Origin of the sequence: Zavarzinia sp., from assembly GCF_041650655.1 — a bacterium.
In the GTDB taxonomy this organism is placed as follows: Bacteria; Pseudomonadota; Alphaproteobacteria; order Zavarziniales; family Zavarziniaceae; genus Zavarzinia.
In genome coordinates this window covers 1-2556 of the sequence record NZ_JBAZKR010000289.1, presented here as the reverse complement: position 1 = coordinate 2556, position 2556 = coordinate 1, and the positions used below count along the sequence as shown (strand labels likewise).

Here is a 2556-nt window from a genome sequence, read left to right as displayed (position 1 = left end):
TCGGACGCGACCGTGCCCATGAAGGGCAGTTCCATGTGGGTGTGCGGGTCGATGCCGCCGGGCATGACATAGGCGCCGCCCGCGTCGATCACCTCGGCCCCCGCCGGCACGTCGAGCCCGGTGCCGACGGCGGCGACGGTGCCGCCCTCGATCAGCACATCGGCCTGCCGCGTGTAGTCGGCGTTGACGACCGTCCCGCCCCTGACCAGCAGCGTCATGATCCTGCCTCCACTTCGTCTGCCTTGGCGGCGAGAGCCGCCTTTCCGAATGATCGAACTGAACCCCTCGTCGCCCCGGCGCAGGCCGGGACCTTTGAACGGGAGGGGAGCCCTTCCCGGCCCGAGATCCCGGCTTTCGCCGGGATGACGACGAGGGGATCGGGCCTTACATCTTGTCGGTGACCGCGTGGCTCCAGGCGCCTTCGGGGGCCTTGGTGATCACGGGGTCGGAGCCGCCGGTCATGATGGTCTTCACCGTCCGCTCGTAGTCGGCCGGGTCGAGCACGCCGGTCGAGCCTTCGGTAAGCTTGTTCACCTCGTCCATCATGGTCTTCTGGTGGCCTTCGGTCTGGGCGCCGGTCGCGTCATTGTCGAGCACGATCTTCACCGCCTCGTCCGGATGCGCGCGGGCGTAGTCCCAGCCCTTCATCGAAGCCTTGACGAATTTCGCCATGGTCTCGACGAACTTCGGATCCGCCAGCTTGGCTTCGAGGACATAGAGACCGTCCTCGAGGGTGGCGACACCCTGTTCCTCGTATTTGAAGACGACGAGGTCTTCCGGCTTCACCCCGGCCTCGATCACCTGCCAATATTCGTTATAGGTCATGGTCGAGATGCAGTCGGCCTGCTTCTGCAGCAGGGGATCGACGTTGAAGCCCTGCTTCAGGACGGTGACGCCCTTCGGGCCGCCTTCGGTCGGGATGCCCAGTTTCGACATCCACGACAGGAAGGGATATTCGTTGCCGAAGAACCAGACGCCCAGGGTCTTGCCCGGGAAATCGGCCGGCGACTTGATGCCCGTTTCCTTGCGACAGGTCAGCATCATGCCCGAACGCTTGTAGGGCTGGGCGATGTTGACGAGGGGCACGCCCTTCTCGCGCGAGGCGAGGGCGGAGGGCATCCAGTCGACGATGACGTCGGCGCCGCCGCCCGCGATCACCTGCGGCGGGGCGATGTCCGGGCCGCCCGGATTGATGGTGACGTCGAGCCCGGCTTCCTCGTAGAAGCCCTTGTCCTTGGCGACGTAATAGCCGGCGAACTGGGCCTGGGTCACCCACTTCAGCTGAAGCGTGACCTTGTCGGCCGCCTGCGCGGCGAAGGCGCCAAGGCTGACGGCCATCAGGGCCGCACCTGCGATCAGTCTCTTCATGCCCCTAAACTCCCCTGTTAACGCTGCCGCAAAGAAGGATGCCAGAAGGTCACGCGCCGCTCGGCGAGGGCGACGGCCCCGTAGAAGAGCGAGCCCGCCACCGCCGCCAGCACGATTTCCGCCCAGACCATGTCGAGGTTCATGCGCCCGACCTCGGTCGAGATGCGAAAGCCCATGCCGACGATGGGCGTGCCGAAGAACTCCGCCACGATGGCACCGATGAGGGCGAGGGTCGAATTGATCTTCAGCGCGTTGAAGATGAAGGGCATGGCCGCCGGCAGGCGCAGCGCCAGCAGACTTTGGCCCCAGGTCGCGGCATAGGTGCCGAGCAATTCCCGCTCCTGATGGCCGGCGGCGGCAAGGCCGGCGACCGTGTTCACCAGCATGGGGAAGAAGGTCATGATGACGACGACCGCCGCCTTGGACGGCCAGTCGAAGCCGAACCACATGACCATGATCGGCGCGACGCCGACGATGGGCAGGGCCGAGGCGAGATTGCCGAGCGGCAGCAGGCCCCGCTGCAGGAAGGGCACCCGGTCGGCGATCAGGGCGACGAGAAAGCCCGAGCCGCAGCCGAGCAGATAGCCGATCAGCACCGCCTGCAGGAAAGTCTGGCGGAAATCGGCCAGCAGGATATCGGCCGAGCCGAAAATCCGCGCAAGGATCATGGAGGGCGGCGGCAGCAGGACCTGCGGCACGCCGAAGCCGATCGTCACCGCCTGCCACAGGAACACGATCCACAGGCCGAACAGCACCGGCACCGAAAGATCGGCCAGCCGCTGCCGCCGCCCGTCGGCGAGCCGCGCATTGGCGAGCAGCGCCAACCCCCGCCAGCCGATCAGGGAAAGGGCCAGAAGCGACAGCGCATAGCCTGCCCCCGCCTCGCCCCCCGTATGGGCATCGAGCATGGCGAGGGCGCCGAGGAAGGCGATGCCGAGGAACAGCAGGGCGTGGCGAAGCCCGCTCATGGCCGCGCCCCCATCAGGCGGGCGACCTGCCGCTCGATCCCGCCCATCAGCGCGACGAGCAGCGCCGCCATCAGGGCGGCGGTGACGAGGGCCGACCAGATCTGGATGGTCTGCCCATAGTAGGAACCGGCCAGCAGCCGCGCGCCGAGGCCGGCCTGCGCCCCCGTCGGCAATTCGGCGATGATGGCGCCGACGAGACTGATCGAAATGGCGACCTTCA

3 protein-coding genes and 1 pseudogene are annotated in these 2556 nt (G+C 67.0%); all 4 read right to left on the bottom strand.

Annotation, left to right across the window (positions count from 1 at the left end; genetic code table 11):
- The coding region (locus WC493_RS23735) for an amidohydrolase family protein (protein WP_373069212.1) at positions 1–218 on the bottom strand (218 nt) is incomplete at its 3' end.
- Positions 219–384: 166 nt separating this feature from the next.
- Positions 385–1368, bottom strand: a complete 984-nt coding sequence (locus tag WC493_RS23730; protein ID WP_373069210.1) for an ABC transporter substrate-binding protein — start codon at positions 1366–1368, stop codon at positions 385–387.
- A gap of 17 nt (positions 1369–1385) precedes the next feature.
- Positions 1386–2336, bottom strand: a complete 951-nt coding sequence (locus tag WC493_RS23725) for an ABC transporter permease (RefSeq protein WP_373069208.1) — start codon at positions 2334–2336, stop codon at positions 1386–1388.
- Positions 2333–2556: pseudogene (locus WC493_RS23720) on the bottom strand (ABC transporter permease); the annotation flags it as partial. The gene WC493_RS23725 and the pseudogene WC493_RS23720, both read right to left, overlap by 4 nt.

Bases quoted from the DNA above. Each gene is read 5' to 3' on its own strand.
- WC493_RS23730 (WP_373069210.1), bottom strand. From the start codon at position 1,368: ATGAAGAGACTGATCGCAGGTGCGGCCCTGATGGCCGTCAGCCTTGGC.
- WC493_RS23725 (WP_373069208.1), bottom strand. From the start codon at position 2,336: ATGAGCGGGCTTCGCCACGCCCTGCTGTTCCTCGGCATCGCCTTCCTC.